Source organism: Methylobacillus glycogenes JCM 2850 (assembly GCF_000617925.1).
Taxonomy (GTDB): domain Bacteria; phylum Pseudomonadota; class Gammaproteobacteria; order Burkholderiales; family Methylophilaceae; genus Methylobacillus; species Methylobacillus glycogenes.
The window spans coordinates 150,094-164,486 of the sequence record NZ_BAMT01000001.1 but is presented as its reverse complement, the minus strand read 5'-3'; the positions used below and the strand labels follow the sequence as shown (position 1 = coordinate 164,486).

Here is a 14,393-nt window from a genome sequence, read left to right as displayed (position 1 = left end):
AAAAGTTGAATAGATGGTGCAATAAAGTAAACAGCGGCAGCATGATGTGGCAGAGAGGGGGCAAAGCGGGAGTATCCAAGTCATGGTTTGAGCGTACGAGTACTAACGAAACCCTGACATACGCAACATTACGTAGTGAGGGAGTTGCTGAGCCTCTCGCAAGCGGCAGCAGGGGGCAAGCCCAGAAAAACCCAACAAAAAAGCCGGGCATGCCCGGCTTGATGGTCTGCGTTTAGCGGGATACCCGCTAGAGCAAAAATTATTTTGGATTAGGGTCGCTAACAAAGCCCAGCTTGGTCACGCCTGCATTCTGTGCATAAGACATTACTTCTGCCAGCACCTGATAACGGGTTTCCTTATCTGCACGGATATGCAGTTCAGGCTGCGGTTCTTTGTCTGCCACTTCATGCAATTTGACGTTCAGCTCTTCCAGCGTCACCACCTGGTCATTCCAGTACATGGTGCCAGCAGGATCAATTGCCACATCAATAATATCGGGCTTTTCCGGCGATGGCTGGCTGGTTGCCTGCGGCAGATCAATCTTCACCGCGTGTGTCAGCAGAGGGGCTGTGATGATGAAGATCACCAGCAACACCAGCATCACATCCACCAGTGGCGTGGTATTGATCTCGGACATTGGCCGGGTATGGCCCTCGCCTCCGCCTATACCGCCACCCGCCATCATGCTGATACCCCTTTGAGCTTGGTGGCAGCAGCAGGTGAAACTGCCTTGGTCTTGTGGCTAGGGTTCAGCGCCGCGCCTGTGGTCAACAGGATATGGAAATCATTGGCAAAGGCTTCAACCTCACCCAGGATCACGCGGTTACGACGTACCAGAGCGTTGTAAGCCAGCACAGCTGGAATCGCCACGGCCAGACCCAGCGCCGTCATGATCAGGGCTTCGCCTACTGGGCCTGCCACTTTGTCCAGGGTGGCCTGGCCACTTTGGCTGATGCTGGCCAGCGCATGGTAAATACCCCAAACCGTACCAAACAGACCAACGAAGGGTGAAACGCTACCAACAGAAGCCAGCATGGTCAGACCGTAATCCAGACGTTCGCTTTCATCGGCAATTTGTCTACGCATGGCGCGGGCGATGAATTCATCTTTGTTACAGGCTTCTTCCACACGGGATGCCGCGTAAGTCTGGTGATGCTCTGCAGCATCCACTGCCTGATTGGCTACGCGTGATACCGGGGTTTCGCCATTGTGGTGACGCAAGGCGGCATCAATGGAGGAAGCCTGCCAGAAATGGTTGCTGTATTCACGGCTGGCGCTGCGTATGGTGAGTGCCTGATAGAACTTGACCACCATGAGATACCAGCTGGCCACCGACATGAACAGCAGAACCGCTGCCACCAGCACCGATACCGGGCCACCGGCCAGGATGAAATCCAGACTGTTAAATTCGTATGCGCTTTCCATATTGCATTGATCCTATAGTAAAAATTGGACGATCTACTGATTAATCCGCGAGTGTGAACCGGACCGGGGCGATCACGGAAACTCTCATGGCCTTGTTGTTACGCTTGTAGGGGTTGAAGCGCGATTTCTTTGCAGCTTCCAGTGCGGCCTTGTCCAGACGATCAAAGCCACTGCTGGTTTCAAGCTGGATATTTTCTGGCACACCTGCCTCAGAAATGGTGATGCGCAACACCACTACGCCCTGCTCTCCCAGCCGCTTGGACATGGAAGGGTAGTTGGGCGATTCCTGGTGAGAATACGATACGCCACTGATGGAGACTTCAGGGATAGGCTGATCCTTGGGCTCAGGTTGCTTCACTGGCTCCACTTTTTCGGCCACCACTGGCTTTTCCTGCACTGGCGCTGCTGAAGGTGCCTGTTTTTCAACGGGCTGCGGCTCTGTCACTTCCTTGCTGACTTCCTTTACCGGCTCTTCAGGCTTGGGCGCTTCGATAGGCACAGGCTTATCGACAATTTTCTGCTTAGGCTTGGGTTTAGGCTTGGGCTCAGGCGGCTTGGGTGTAGGCTCAGGCTCCTTGATGGCCACTTCTGGAATGGGCTCTGGGCTTTTCACCAGGCTCACCATCATGGGTGGTGCTGCATCTTCACGTGGCGGCTCGTGCGTGGAAATAGCAATCAGGCTGGCAAAAATACCAGCGTGCAGCAGCACAATCCCCACCAGGGTCTTGGCTGAAAAATCACTCTCTTGCGGCGCGCGGAAGACCCGCTTGGGTATTAAGCTGCGAGTTGGGTATTGACTCAATTGCCCCTCAATCTCTGATCTTGAAAGGCGTGCGAGTTGCGACTCAATGGACATTTTTGATGCTTGTTGTGAATTGACTCTGGGATTTTGCAGCACTGAATACTGCTAGGCGGGCCGCTGCTTCCTGCAGCAACTCCGCCAGGGAATTAAACGCCTGGGCTTCTAGCCTGAGACTGAGTGCTCCGACTTCCACTTCTGCCACTTGGCACTCCTCACAATACAAGACCTTGCATCCATCATTACCAGCAAGCACTACACGCCTACAATTATTCACTGTCTTCATCGTTATCTCGCTGTTACCAATGCTGCATCTGGCGATGTCAGCCATGTGGGCACAAGGCTAGCCCTGCACGTGAGCGAAAAATGATAACCATTCTCATGTATTCAGTCAAGAATAACAATCATTCTAGCAGCTAATTAATCGTGATTCTTATTAATTTTGTCATTTGCGTCCGCTACTCTGTTGCGCAGCAGCGCACTGGCTATCACTTGCCGGGCATAAAATGCACTAACGCCAGACAAGAAAAAGGCCGCTTGCGCGGCCTTTGCTATTACTCTTGCAACCAGGATTACAGACGGTTGGCGTAGTATTCAACCACTTGCTGTACATCAACTGGGAATGGTACGTCTTCAGCTGCTGGCAGGTGAGCTACCTTAGCTTGTTGACCTTGTTCAGCCCAGGACAGCCACTCAGGACGAATCAGAGGCATGTTAGCCAAAGTTTCAACCACGATAGGCAACTTGGTGCTGCTACCCTTCAGGGAGATCTCGTCACCCACGCGCAGGCGGATGGAAGGAATGTTAACGGACTTGCCGTTCAACAATACGTGACGGTGGGAAACCAGCTGACGCGCAGCGGCAATGGTAGGCGCGAAACCAGCGCGGAATACCACGTTATCAAGACGACGTTCCAGCAGTTGCAGCAGGGTTTCGCCAGTAGGGGACTTGCCCTTACGTGCATCAACCACCAGGCGACGCAATTGCTTTTCGGACAGGCCGTAGTTGAAACGCAGCTTTTGCTTTTCTTGCAGCTTGACGCCGAAGTCAGACTTCTTGCGACGAGTTGCCTTGGCACCGTGCTGACCTGGAGGCGTAGGACGTGCCTCAATGGTCTTGCGGGACAAGCCAGGCAGATCAATACCAAGTGCGCGCATTACTTTAAGACGTGGGCCGGTAAATCTAGACATACTTTAAAACTCCTTTAATTGGATTGATCAGGCTGACCTGACAGAATTTTCCTGCATCCTGAACCACATTAGGATGGATAGCTTGAACGCTATCACCATGAATCTCATGGCATACCTGCACACTACTTTCTCCGCTTGCAACAGCGCAAAACATACCTGGCTGCAGACGAAGCCGCGGATTATACAATAAAAAACCAGCCCCACCAAGCGCGGGACTGGTTTTTGTCTTTCATGCTCTAAACAGCTTGTTTGCTGGGGCCAAGTTTAAACCAGCATGAGTTTAGGCCAGCATGGCATTGATGCGGCGCACAAAGGCGGCTGGGTCTTCCAGTTGCCCACCTTCCGCCAGCAAGGCCTGATCAAACAGCAAATGCGCCCAATCGGCAAACTTGCCATCATCATTCACCACTGCCAAACGCTGCACAATACCGTGATCTGGGTTGATTTCAAGTATAGGCTTGCTGCCTGAGGTTTTCTGCCCTGCAGCCTTGAGCAGGCGCTCGAGGTTACCAGACATATCATTGGCACCAGTGACCAAGCATGCGGGAGAGTCGGTCAAACGGTGCGTCACGCGCACTTCCTTGACGCTATCACCCAATGTGGCCTGCAACTTCTCCACCAGGGATTTGTAATTATCCTCGGTCTTTTTCTGTTGCTCTTTCTCGGCCTCATCTTCCAGCTTGCCCAGGTCCAGGTCACCCTTGGCTACCGATTGCAGTTTCTTGCCGTCAAACTCGGTCAGGCTGCCCAACAGCCATTCATCCACACGGTCGGACAGCAACAGTACTTCGATGCCCTTCTTGCGGAAGATTTCCAGATGTGGGCTGTGCTGCGCGGCGGCAAAGCTGTCCGCAGTAATGAAGTAGATGGCTTCCTGGCCTTCTTTCATGCGGCTGATGTAATCCTTGAACGACACCACTTGGGCGTCACTGTCGGCATGGGTGCTGGCAAAGCGCAGCAGGCTGGCAATTTTTTCCTTGTTGGCAAAATCTTCGCCCGGGCCTTCTTTCAGCACGCGGCCAAACTCGCTCCAGAAGGCGCTGTATTGCTCAGGCTGCTTTTCAGCCAGGTCTTCCAGCATGCCCAGCACTTTCTTTACCGAGCCAGCCTTGATGGCGTCTATATCCTTGGAGTGTTGCAGAATTTCACGCGAAACATTCAGCGGCAAGTCTGCACTATCAATCACGCCATGCACAAAGCGCAGGTATTGCGGCATCAACTGATCCGCGTCATCCATGATGAATACGCGTTTTACATAGAGCTTGATGCCATGCTGGCGGTCACGCTCATAGAGATCAAACGGCGCCTTAGTCGGGATATACAGCAAGGAAATGTATTCCTGCTTGCCTTCAACGCGGTTGTGGCTCCAGGTCAGCGGGTTCTCGAAGTCATGGGAAACATGCTTGTAGAACTCCTGATAATCTTCTTCCGTAATCTCGCTCTTGCTGCGTGCCCACAAGGCAGAAGCCTTGTTGACGGTTTCTTCTTCCTCGGTAGGGATTTGCTCGCCATCCTGCCACTCTGACTTTTTCATATAGATAGGCAGGGTGATATGGTCAGAGTACTTGCGGATAATCGACTTGAGCTTCCAGTCATTGAGGAACTCGTCTTCACCCTCACGCAGGTGCAGCACGATTTCGGTACCACGGCCCGCCTTGTCAGCGGCTTCCAGGGTGTAATCACCCTCGCCTGCGGATTCCCAGCGCACAGCCTCAGTGCTGCCAGCCCTACGCGTGGTCAATGTCACCTTGTCAGCCAGAATAAACGCAGAATAGAAGCCCACACCAAACTGACCAATCAGATTGGCATCCTTGGCCTGATCACCCGTCAGCGACTGGAAGAATTCCTTGGTGCCAGATTTGGCAATGGTGCCTATATTGTTGATCACTTCATCGCGGCTCATGCCTATGCCGTTATCGGCAATGGTCAGGGTACGCGCTTCCCTGTCAAAGCTGACGCGGATTTTCAGCTCGCTATCATCTTCATACAGGCTGTTATTGGCCAGCGCTTCAAAGCGCAGTTTGTCGGCCGCATCGCTGGCATTGGAAATCAGTTCACGCAGGACGATTTCATTGTTGCTGTATAGCGAGTGGATCATCAACTGCAGCAACTGCTTGACCTCGGCCTGGAAGCCCAAGGTTTGTTTTTGCTGCGTGGCTTCTTTTTGTAAATCCTCAGTGGACATAACTGACTACTCCCATGATGGTTTGAACAACATTGCTGCGCATATGGGGTTAGCCACTGTGATTTCAAGGCCGAAATTTGCTGCCGCGCTAGATGTCGGATTGAAAGCCCATGTAAAATGCGCGCAAAAACAATAATCAAGGTATCAGTCATCAAGAGGGATGGGACCACCCACCCTCAAGCAGGGGAGTCACACTTGAAGTATCTCAATCTTGGCTATGGCCTGGCGCTGTGCGCGCTCAGTCATGGCAGCCATGCAGCACCCATTGCCACCACCACGCCTCAAGTCGCAACAGAATCCACCCAGGAATCTGACATTGAACAACAGCTGGAAACCACCACCGTCACTGCGCGCAGACGCACGGAAAAATCCCAGGAAGTGCCCGCCAGCGTAGAGGTATTGCAAGGCAAGCAACTGGAGCCACTGCGCCTGACCCAGCTACAGGATATTGCCCCCCTGCTGCCCGGCCTCAGCATGCAATATATCAACCCACGCCAGACCGGGATTGCGATACGCGGCATAGGCTACAACCCGGCCAATGAAGGCCTGGAAACCAGCGCTGGCATCTATCTGGACAATGTTTACCTGGGCCGCCCAGGCATGGCCTTCTTTGACCTGCTGGATATAGAACAGCTAGACCTTTACCGTGGCCCGCAAGGCACTTTATTCGGCAAGAACACCACCGCAGGCGTGCTCAATATCAGCACCAAAGCCCCGGTGTTCCGCGCTGAAAATAGCGTGGAGGTTTCCATGGGCGCGCGCGATTATCGCCAGTTCAAGGCCATGTTCAACCAAGCCATCAACGAGGTTGCCGCCCTGCGTATTTCTGCCTACGACACGCGCGAAGATGGTTGGGTGAAGAATCTGCATAACGGTGATTACGTCAATGACATAAAGCGCCAGGGCGTGCGTGCGCAACTGCTGCTTAAGCCCGACCCCAGCATGAGCGTGCGCCTGATCGCAGAACACCATAACGAAGACTCTGGCAGCGGCGTACTGGTGCCCTATCGCTACGGCCCATGGAACCCTACCAGCATGGCGATGGTGGCTTTTCCACCGTTTGTGGTGCCCAACCCGCTGGTGAACCTGCCGCTGGGGACGCCAGGCTCCAATGCCACCACCAGCCTGAACCGGGCCATCGCCGCTGGCGCAGGCATACGCGCCATGAACCCCAAGGACTACACCGTCAATATTGATGGCGAGCAACGTTCGCGCACCAATCAAAATGCGCTATCCGCCGAGCTCAACAAGGACATCAATGGTTATAAACTGACGTCCATCACCGCCTGGCGCAACTGGCGCTTTTCGCCACGCAACGATATAGATCAGACTGATCTGGATGGTGGTGTGGGCGGCTTCAAGACCGACCACACTCAATACTCACAGGAAATCCGGCTGGCCTCGCCGCAGAGCGAAACGTTTGATTACGTGCTGGGTGCTTATTACCTGCACCAGAACATCCAGAGCGAAGTGGGCTACGACCTTGGCCCGGCAGCGTTTGCACTCACGGGTTTATATCCCGACAACTCCAGGCTGGCGGGCAGTGGCTATGTCAAAACCAATAGCTATGCCGTGTTTGGTCAAGGGGTCTACCACCTCACCGAGCAGCTGGACATCACCGCAGGCTTGCGCGCCACCCTGGAAAAGAAAACCGCAGAAGTCAATCAGGAGCGCATCACGCCCGTGCCTGCCATCCTGCTGCCGCTATTCGACAACTACAACTCCGGGGTGCAACACCGCAAGGATGAAAGCCTGTCTACGCTGTTGAGCGGCAGCTATCGCTTCAATGACGACCTGCTGGCTTACTTGAGTTTTTCCAGCAGCGAAAAATCCGGCGGCTACAACATCATAGGCGTGGCTCGCCCGGCTCGGTATTTGGCAATGACATTCTCGACCTCGACCCTGAAAAGGCGCGCAGCGTGGAGCTGGGCTTCAAGAGTCAGTGGCTGGATCAACGCCTGCGTTTCAATGCCAGTGTGTTTGTGACCAAGGTCAGGGATTATCAGGCGATTACGGGCATGAGGCTGAACAATGCAGGCTATACGCCATCATGAGCAATGTGGGCGATATTACCAGCCAGGGTCTGGAGCTGAGCCTGGCAGCCCAGGCCAATCGCTACCTTAACCTGGGCTTGAGTGCGGCCTATATAGATGCGACCTTTGACAATGGCAGTGCGCCCACGCCGCTGGAAGAATTCAATGGCCCGGGTGGCACGCTGGATAGTGGCTACGGCAAGGGTTTGCGCAGCATCAAGGGCAATCGCGTCAATGGCTCACCCAAACTGAGCATGAGCGCCAATGCCGAGTTGCACTGGAAACCAGCCAGCGCAGTGGAGCATTACGTCAGCATGCAATATGCCGTGCGCTCTGAGGTTTATGCCGATATCAACAACTCTATGTATTCGCGCATGCCGGGCTACGGCATCCTCAACCTCGCCACTGGCTTGCGCATGCAACAGGGCAAGCACCGCTGGGACTTGTCACTGTGGGCAAGAAATGCCCTGGACAAGCGTTATTTCTACGACCTCACAGGCACTTTCACCAATGCCTATGGCGGCTCTGCCGGGCAACCCCGCACCTTGGGGGCCAGCCTGCGCTACGATTTCTAGCATAAGAAGTCTTCACCACCATGCTGCCTGGCGCCAGCTAGGCAGCTATTTGTACATGCGGCCTGGCACTAGCCAGCATCGGTGGGCAGTAGATAGCCGTGCAAGAACAAATCCACCCCTGATTGCACTAGCCTGGCGCGGGTTTCAGCATCCGGCATCACGCTTTCATCGCGCAATAAATAGTAGTGCCCCAGCACACACAGTTGCACAAACTGTATGGTTGCCGCACGCACATCGCCAAAACGTACCCTGCCCTGCGCCTTCAACTGCGCCAGATAACGCTCTACTGGCGCACGTGATTCATTCATCAACTGATCTATCAATTCCGCCAGCCCTTCTATGCGATGCATTTCTGCAATCACAATCCGGCTGAACTTCATATTGTCACTATGAAACCAGTGCGTGGCGATGTAATTGCCTATATCGGTCAAAGCCTGTTCCGGCGGCTTGCCAGTATTGGTGGTTTGATTCAGCCCACTGACATAACTTTCGACATACGTGCGTATGACCGCGAGAAACAAGCTGCTCTTGCTGGAGAAATGGCGATAGATGGTCAACTTGGAGACTGCAGCCATCTTGGCGATGCCTTCTATGCTCGCGCCCTGAAACCCTTTCTCCAAAAAGCTTTGCGCTGCACTGGTCAGCATATGCTGCACCAGCATTTCCGAGGCCTGCCGTGTCGGTCTTCCGCTAACGGTTTTCATGGGCTGTGTTCCTGAGTTAAGACATTTTAAGCGCGGACATTATGCGGCCCCGCATCAGGTCTATTTATATAAAAATAGAATATCAATATTAATAATAAATATTTTCCATTCTAAAAATTCTCGCTAACATGAGCCGAATTAAGTAAACGTTACCGTTCACTTAAATATAAAGCAATCCGCTCCCATTACCAAGCGGCATGTTGCATGCCGGTAGCAGAGAATGTATGGCCAACCAGAAAAGACAAATCAAGCTAGGCGCTTTCCTGCAAAGCGTGGGGCACCACCTTGCCGCCTGGCGTCACCCGGATGTAGACCCGGAAAATGCCACGCGCTTCAGCCATTTACAGCAATTGGCCCAGACTGCGGAACGCGGCAAGTTTGACGCCATTTTCTTTGCGGATGCATTGGGCTTGCCGCATATAGACCAGGCCCTGCTGAGCAAGGGCGCGGTGACCTATTTCTGGGAGCCGCTGACTGTGCTGTCTGCGCTCGCACTCAATACCAGCAAGATAGGCCTGATCAGCACGGTTTCTACCAGCTATTTGCAGCCTTATCATCTGGCCCGGCTGTTTGCCTCGCTGGATCATTTAAGCCAGGGGCGTGCAGGCTGGAATCTGGTGACCTCGGGCACGGATTTCGAGGCGCGTAATTTCAGCCTGCAGCAACAAACCCCGCATAGTGAGCGTTACCGCAAGGCCAGGGAATACGTGGATGTGGTCAAGGGCTTGTGGGATGGCTGGGATGACAATCCCTATCTGTTTGATAAAGCCGCTGGGCAATTCTTTGACCCAGCCAAGCTGCATTACCTCAACCATGAAGGTGAGTTTTTCTCGGTAGCAGGCCCGCTACAATCCGCGCGTCCGGTGCAGGGTTACCCGGTGATTGTGCAGGCAGGCTCATCAGAAGATGGGCAGAACCTGGCGGCGGCCACCGCTGAAGTGGTATTTACCGCCCAGCAATTTTTGCCTGCTGCCCAGGCGTTTTATCGTGGCCTCAAAGACAAGCTGGCGGCCCATGGCCGCGATGAAGACAGCCTCAAGATCATGCCTGGAGTCATGCCCATCATAGGCAGGACGGCAGAAGAAGCCGAAGAAAAATACCAGGCGCTGCAAAACCTCATAGACCCAGCGGTAGGCATTGCCCTGCTCTCGGCCTTCCTCGGCAATATAGACCTTAGCCGCTATTCCATAGATGACCCTGTGCCGGATTTCCCCGATACCGAAGGCTGGCAAAGCCGCCAGCAGTTGCTGGTAGACCTGGCGCGTAAAGACAATCTGAGCATACGCCAGCTCTATCAAAAGGTTGCTGGCGCACGCGGTCACCGCATTATCACTGGCACCGCCAGCGATATTGCCGATCAACTGGAGCTATGGTTTACCCAAGGGGCGGCCGATGGCTTCAATATCCTGCCCGCCACCCTGCCACAAGGTCTGGATGAATTTGTCGATCAGGTCATCCCCGAACTGCAACGTCGCGGCTTGTTCCGCACCGAATACACAGGCAACACCCTGCGCGAGCATCTTGAGCTGGCGCGTCCACGGAGTCAGTACGCATGAGCCAAGCCATCCCTAGCAGCAATCACCAGCCCAGTGCCAGCCAGCATAACCCGGCGGCGGCGCATCTCAATCACGCGCCACAACAGTATTTGTTTGGCAAGGCAGGCACGCTGGGTATCTTCAGCCTGTTATGCCTGTTGATGGTGTTCGATTTTGCTGACCGCCTGATCATTGCCGGGCTGCTACCTTATATCAAGGCAGAGTGGAGCCTGAGTGATGCGCAGTCTGGCCTGTTGAGTTCGCTGTTGACGCTGGGCATGGTGTTGTTTGCGTTTCCGGTGTCACTGGCCATAGACCGCTGGAGCCGGATCAAAACCGCCAGTTTGATGGGTGTGTTCTGGGGTTTAGCTTCCGCCAGTGGTGCGCTGGCGCAGAGCTTTGGCCAGCTTGCTGCCTCGCGCGCGTTGGTGGGGGCTGGTGAAGCGGCTTATGCACCAGCGTCTTATGCCTGGATCACCGCAGCGTTTCCACGCCGCAGGCTGCAACTGGCGCTGGGGGTGTTCTCCGCCAGCCAGCCCATAGGCATGGCCTTGGGCATTGCGCTAGGTGGTTATATCGCCGCGCATTATGGCTGGCGCCATGCACTAGGGCTGTTGGCCATTCCAGGTATTTTGGTGGCGATTGCACTTTACCGCTGCCGCGATTACCAGAATATTGTCCCGCTCAGCCAGGCCAATGCCCCTCGCATTAACCATTGGCAGGTGCTCAAGGAAAACCTGGGCAATATAGGCCGCACGCCCTCCTTGCTGCTGGCCTACCTCAGTGGTGCCATGGCGACCTTGCAGTGGGTGCCCATCATCTTCTTCCTGCCCACTTACCTCAACCGCATCCACGGCTTGCCACTGCAACAGGCCACACTGATGACCAGCGGTCTGTTGATGATAGGCGTGGTGGCAATTCCGCTGGGTGGCTGGATCATGGATGCATTGAATCGCCGCTATCGCCAGGCCAAGGTCTATTTCTCGGTGGTGGCATTTGCGCTGGCTTCACTGCTTTACTGGCTGGCGTTCGGCCTGCCGCATGCGGTCAACACGCAGTATCTGCTGATTGTCGCGGCCAGCTTCTCCGCCGCCGTCAGTGCATCTGGCCCACTCAGCATGACGCAGGAACTGGCACCGCCTTCGGGCCGGGCCTTGTCTGGTACGGCTTCGGTCATGACCTTGCACCTGCTGGGCTCAGTGCCCGGGCCTTTCCTCGCGGGCTTGCTGTCTGACCGTTATGGCCTGGATCAGGCGCTGCTGATTCTGCCCGCCAGCAGTGGCTTGCTGGCCGTGCTGTTCATTGCCAGCGCCCTGCGCTACTACCGTCACGACCTTGCCCGCGTCAGCCAATACCAGGTGCAGCCAGCATGAAACAACTGATAAGCACAAGCCATGCGCCCTGTCGCCGCGCTGCATGCTGACGCATTTACTGTTTTGCCATTCAAGTTTTGTTTTCAAGTTTAAAGGGGAACCCAAGCATGAACTTCAAGAAACCTATGATCATCAGCGGCATTGCCTTGGCTGTGCACGCTGCTTACAACCCGGTGTATGCGGATGAAGCGCAAGCGGTGAGCGCCCAGTCAGACAGCGCTAACGAAAACCGTCTGGGCAATATCACCGTCACCGCGCGAAGACGCGCAGAAAAAGAACAGGACGTGCCAGCCCCCATCACCGTGATCAAGGGCGAGCAACTGGAGCAGACCAAGATTTACCAGGTGCAGGACCTGCAACAACTGCTGCCCAACTTCACCGCGCAGTTTATCCATGCGCGTCAATCCAGCGTGGCGGTGCGCGGCATAGGCAACAATACCGCCAATGAAGGCCTGGAAGGCAGCGTTGGTATTTATCTGGACAACGTTTATCTCGGGCGTCCCGGTCAGGCCGTGTTTGACCTGCTGGATATAGAACAGATTGACCTCTTGCGCGGCCCGCAAGGCACTTTGTTTGGCAAAAACACCACCGCAGGTGTGTTGAATATCACCTCGCGCGCCCCGGTATTCAAGGAAGAGCGCTCGGTAGAAGTTTCAGGCGGCGAGCGCGGCTATCGCCAGTTCAAGGCCAGCATCAACCAGCCTTTGAGCGACACCGTGGCGGTGCGCCTGTCGGCTTATGACACCCAGGATGATGGCTGGATCAAGAACACTTATAACGGCAAGGATCTCAACGCGATTGATCGCAAAGGTCTACGTGCAGGCCTTGTTCAAGCCCAGCGAGACGTTCAATCTGCGCGTGATTGCCGAGCATAACGAGGAAGATTCCAGTACTGGCAGCCTAATTCCCTACAGCTTCGGGCCATGGAACCCAGGCGGTGCGGCAGCGGCCAACTTGCCACTTGGTACGCCAGGCTCGAATGCCACTACCTACGCCCAACGCGCCACCTTGCTGGGCGCACGCAATATCAGCCGCGACCCTTATGACTACAAGGTAGATTTTGATGCCAGACAGCGTTCGCGCGTCAATCAAGACGCCTTATCAGCCGAGGCCAATTGGGATATCAATGGCTACAAGCTGACTTCTATCACCGCCTGGCGTGACTGGAAATTCAGCCCTGAGAATGATCTGGACTTTACGCGCCTGCCTGGCATCGTTGGCGGCTTCAAGGTGGATGAGTCGCAGTACTCGCAGGAAGTACGCCTGGCTTCACCGTTGGGTGAAGTCTATGACTATGTGGTTGGAGCCTATTACTACCATCAGAACATCAACAGCGATAATGCCTATGCGACTGGTGCAAGTGCACTCAATCTCACCACAACCAATCCCCCCAATGCATCCTTACGAGGAATCGGTAAATCATCTACAGATAGCTATGCCGCTTTCGGCCAAGCCACTTGGCACCTTAGCCAGGTATTCGACCTGACCGGGGGCTTGCGCTACACCCAAGAAAAGAAAGAAGGCAGCGTACAGCAGCAGACGGTAGACCCGGCAAATCCTTATGCAGCTGGTCTGCGCTGTTCCGTGCTTACGACAGCGGCACATTACGCCGCACCGATGAAAGTTTGGCTGGTCTGCTGACAGCAAGCTACCGCTTTAAAGATGATGTGCTGGGCTTTGTCACTTACTCCACGGGCGAAAAATCCGGCGGCTTCAACGTCAACAGCGTCACTACCCCTGCCGCATTGCTAGGCAATAGCGCACTGAATATTGAGCCGGAAAAGGCACGTAACCTGGAGATTGGCCTGAAAACATCCTGGCTGGATAATCGCGTCAATATCAATGCCAATGTATTCCTGACCAAAATCTCTGATTATCAGGCAGTGACCACCACGGAAAACAACGGCAATTATGTCGCCCTGCTTTCCAATGTGGGTGACCTTACCAGCAAGGGTGTGGAACTGGACATCAAGGCCCAGGCGACTAGTCATCTGCTGCTGAACTTCAATGCGGCTTACACAGACGCGACCTTTGATAATGGCAGCGCGCCTACCCCATTCGAGGAATTCAATGGCCCAGGCGGCAATGCCAACAGTGGCTATGGCAAAGGCTTCCGCAGTATCTCTGGCAACCGTGTCAATGGCGCACCACGCTGGACTGCCAATGCTGGCCTGCAACACCGCTGGAGCATCAATGGCAATGTGGAGCACTACACCGCTGCCAATTATGGCTGGCGCTCTGAAACCTACGCTGACGTGAACAATTCCGTGTACTCCAAGATTCCAAGCTATGGTGTGTTCAATCTGACTACAGGTTTCAGGATTCCCCAGGGCAAGAACCAGTGGGACTTGTCCATCTGGGCCAAGAACCTGTTTGATAAGCACTACTTCTTAGGGCTAGTGAATTCTGGCAATGGTATGTATGCAGGCTCTGCTGCCCAGCCGCGTACCATAGGTGCGAGCTTGCGTTACGATTTTTAAATAAAGCTTTTTATAAAGCACGCACGCAACCAGCCACCTGCTGCTATTTGGCCGCAGGTGGCTTTTTTACGTTCAGATGCAACAAGGGAATTTG

Annotated in this window: 13 protein-coding genes and 1 pseudogene; 7 read left to right on the top strand and 7 right to left on the bottom strand. The window is 54.5% G+C overall.

All coding sequences use genetic code 11. From position 1 onward, the window contains the following. Nucleotides 1–259: 259 nt before the first annotated feature. The 6 genes from JCM2850_RS00770 to htpG all read right to left on the bottom strand — a co-directional run bounded on the left by JCM2850_RS00770 (nucleotide 260) and on the right by htpG (nucleotide 5,599). The gene (locus JCM2850_RS00770) at nucleotides 260–685 is read right to left on the bottom strand and encodes an ExbD/TolR family protein (protein WP_199898222.1); all 426 of its coding nucleotides are present in this window, start codon (nucleotides 683–685) and stop codon (nucleotides 260–262) included. Next, on the bottom strand, nucleotides 682–1,425 hold the full coding sequence (locus JCM2850_RS00765; protein ID WP_025869399.1) for a MotA/TolQ/ExbB proton channel family protein: 744 nt from the start codon (nucleotides 1,423–1,425) through the stop codon (nucleotides 682–684). The genes JCM2850_RS00770 and JCM2850_RS00765 overlap by 4 nt, the downstream gene beginning before the upstream one ends. A 40-nt stretch (nucleotides 1,426–1,465) precedes the next feature. Beyond that, entirely contained in the window at nucleotides 1,466–2,281 is an 816-nt protein-coding gene (locus tag JCM2850_RS00760; protein WP_025869398.1) for an energy transducer TonB, read from the bottom strand. Continuing rightward, nucleotides 2,271–2,429 carry a hypothetical protein gene (locus tag JCM2850_RS00755; protein WP_234406007.1) on the bottom strand — a complete coding sequence of 53 codons (159 nt, stop codon included), beginning with the start codon at nucleotides 2,427–2,429 and terminating at the stop codon, nucleotides 2,271–2,273. The genes JCM2850_RS00760 and JCM2850_RS00755 overlap by 11 nt, the downstream gene beginning before the upstream one ends. A 367-nt stretch (nucleotides 2,430–2,796) precedes the next feature. Next, nucleotides 2,797–3,414 (bottom strand): 30S ribosomal protein S4, encoded by a 618-nt coding sequence (gene rpsD / locus JCM2850_RS00750; RefSeq protein ID WP_025869396.1) that lies wholly within the window; start codon nucleotides 3,412–3,414, stop codon nucleotides 2,797–2,799. Between the two features lie 280 nt (nucleotides 3,415–3,694). Then, nucleotides 3,695–5,599 carry a molecular chaperone HtpG gene (gene htpG / locus JCM2850_RS00740; protein WP_025869394.1) on the bottom strand — a complete coding sequence of 635 codons (1,905 nt, stop codon included), beginning with the start codon at nucleotides 5,597–5,599 and terminating at the stop codon, nucleotides 3,695–3,697. Between the two features lie 195 nt (nucleotides 5,600–5,794). On the opposite strand from htpG, the gene JCM2850_RS16160 reads away from it, so the two are divergent. Further along, nucleotides 5,795–7,585: a TonB-dependent receptor gene (locus tag JCM2850_RS16160; RefSeq protein WP_051525209.1), complete on the top strand. Its 1,791-nt coding sequence runs from the start codon at nucleotides 5,795–5,797 to the stop codon at nucleotides 7,583–7,585. Continuing rightward, a pseudogene (locus tag JCM2850_RS23240) lies at nucleotides 7,519–8,207 on the top strand (TonB-dependent receptor domain-containing protein). Before JCM2850_RS16160 ends, JCM2850_RS23240 begins: the two are co-directional and overlap by 67 nt. A 68-nt stretch (nucleotides 8,208–8,275) precedes the next feature. Here the strand turns inward: JCM2850_RS23240 and JCM2850_RS00730 are convergent. Further along, nucleotides 8,276–8,911 (bottom strand): TetR/AcrR family transcriptional regulator, encoded by a 636-nt coding sequence (locus JCM2850_RS00730; protein ID WP_081774908.1) that lies wholly within the window; start codon nucleotides 8,909–8,911, stop codon nucleotides 8,276–8,278. 224 nt (nucleotides 8,912–9,135) lie between these two features. On the opposite strand from JCM2850_RS00730, the gene JCM2850_RS00725 reads away from it, so the two are divergent. The 5 genes from JCM2850_RS00725 to JCM2850_RS23230 all read left to right on the top strand — a co-directional run bounded on the left by JCM2850_RS00725 (nucleotide 9,136) and on the right by JCM2850_RS23230 (nucleotide 14,299). Further along, complete coding sequence (locus JCM2850_RS00725) at nucleotides 9,136–10,467, top strand: LLM class flavin-dependent oxidoreductase (RefSeq protein WP_025869392.1); 1,332 nt, start codon at nucleotides 9,136–9,138, stop codon at nucleotides 10,465–10,467. Continuing rightward, entirely contained in the window at nucleotides 10,464–11,819 is a 1,356-nt protein-coding gene (locus tag JCM2850_RS00720; protein WP_025869391.1) for an MFS transporter, read from the top strand. Before JCM2850_RS00725 ends, JCM2850_RS00720 begins: the two co-directional genes overlap by 4 nt. Before the next feature lie 107 nt (nucleotides 11,820–11,926). Further along, the gene (locus JCM2850_RS22170) at nucleotides 11,927–12,694 is read left to right on the top strand and encodes a TonB-dependent receptor (RefSeq protein WP_051525207.1); all 768 of its coding nucleotides are present in this window, start codon (nucleotides 11,927–11,929) and stop codon (nucleotides 12,692–12,694) included. Next, nucleotides 12,618–13,460 (top strand): TonB-dependent receptor domain-containing protein, encoded by an 843-nt coding sequence (locus tag JCM2850_RS23235; RefSeq protein WP_267879226.1) that lies wholly within the window; start codon nucleotides 12,618–12,620, stop codon nucleotides 13,458–13,460. Before JCM2850_RS22170 ends, JCM2850_RS23235 begins: the two co-directional genes overlap by 77 nt. Then, complete coding sequence (locus JCM2850_RS23230) at nucleotides 13,445–14,299, top strand: TonB-dependent receptor (RefSeq protein WP_051525205.1); 855 nt, start codon at nucleotides 13,445–13,447, stop codon at nucleotides 14,297–14,299. The genes JCM2850_RS23235 and JCM2850_RS23230 overlap by 16 nt, the downstream gene beginning before the upstream one ends. Nucleotides 14,300–14,393: the final 94 nt, after the last annotated feature.

Bases quoted from the DNA above. Each gene is read 5' to 3' on its own strand.
- JCM2850_RS00770 (WP_199898222.1), bottom strand. From the start codon at position 685: ATGATGGCGGGTGGCGGTATAGGCGGAGGCGAGGGCCATACCCGGCCA.
- JCM2850_RS00765 (WP_025869399.1), bottom strand. From the start codon at position 1,425: ATGGAAAGCGCATACGAATTTAACAGTCTGGATTTCATCCTGGCCGGT.
- JCM2850_RS00760 (WP_025869398.1), bottom strand. From the start codon at position 2,281: ATGTCCATTGAGTCGCAACTCGCACGCCTTTCAAGATCAGAGATTGAG.
- rpsD (WP_025869396.1), bottom strand. From the start codon at position 3,414: ATGTCTAGATTTACCGGCCCACGTCTTAAAGTAATGCGCGCACTTGGT.
- htpG (WP_025869394.1), bottom strand. From the start codon at position 5,599: ATGTCCACTGAGGATTTACAAAAAGAAGCCACGCAGCAAAAACAAACC.
- JCM2850_RS00730 (WP_081774908.1), bottom strand. From the start codon at position 8,911: ATGAAAACCGTTAGCGGAAGACCGACACGGCAGGCCTCGGAAATGCTG.
- JCM2850_RS00725 (WP_025869392.1), top strand. From the start codon at position 9,136: ATGGCCAACCAGAAAAGACAAATCAAGCTAGGCGCTTTCCTGCAAAGC.
- JCM2850_RS00720 (WP_025869391.1), top strand. From the start codon at position 10,464: ATGAGCCAAGCCATCCCTAGCAGCAATCACCAGCCCAGTGCCAGCCAG.
- JCM2850_RS22170 (WP_051525207.1), top strand. From the start codon at position 11,927: ATGAACTTCAAGAAACCTATGATCATCAGCGGCATTGCCTTGGCTGTG.